Below are 684 nucleotides of genomic sequence, written 5' to 3'. Positions count from 1 at the left end.
ATTTTTAATTGTTCATCCATAGCTTTATCAGCTATTTGAAGCATGCTATTTGCATCATTTGCATTGTTGATAGCTTGTCCTAGGGTATTAGCTTGAGTTTTTAGGTTGTCAGCTATAGCTAGACCAGAAGCATCGTCTGCTGCTGAATTGATTCTTAAACCTGAGCTAAGTCTATTTAAAGACTGATCAAGAGCTCTTGAATTTAATCCTGCGTTTACTTGAGCATTTAAAGATGCTACGTTTGTGTTAATACGAAATCCCATTTTAAATCCTTTTAAATATATTCGACACCGTCATGCTGTCGTTATAAGCCATATCGGATATAAAATAAAAAGTTTTATATTTTTTATAAAAATATTTTTTATTTTTTGGAACACTTATTGCTTTTAGAGAAATAAGCAATATTTTGAAAGGATTTAAAATGGGTTTTAGAATAAACACCAACATAGGTGCAATGAATGCACACGCAAATTCAGTAATTACAGCTAGAGAATTAGATAAATCTCTAGGAAGACTCAGTTCAGGTTTAAGAATCAATTCAGCAGCAGACGATGCTTCTGGTATGGCTATAGCAGATAGTTTAAGAAATCAAGCAGCATCTTTAGGTCAAGCTATTAATAATGGTAATGATGCTATAGGTATTTTACAAACTGCTGATAAAGCTATGGATGAACAATTAAAAAT

The 684-nt window shown here is 31.9% G+C and carries 2 pseudogenes; one reads left to right on the top strand and one right to left on the bottom strand.

The features are described from left to right. Nucleotides 1-263, bottom strand: a pseudogene (locus L8T90_RS07850) (flagellin); the annotation flags it as partial. A gap of 158 nt (nt 264-421) precedes the next feature. Here L8T90_RS07850 and L8T90_RS07845 point away from each other — a divergent pair. Beyond that, nucleotides 422-684, top strand: a pseudogene (locus L8T90_RS07845) (flagellin); the annotation flags it as partial.

Origin of the sequence: Campylobacter sp. RKI_CA19_01121 (assembly GCF_025771295.1) — a bacterium.
GTDB lineage: Bacteria > Campylobacterota > Campylobacteria > Campylobacterales > Campylobacteraceae > Campylobacter_D.
The sequence above is the reverse complement of the archived record's forward strand: the minus strand, read 5'-3'. Positions and strand labels throughout refer to the sequence as shown.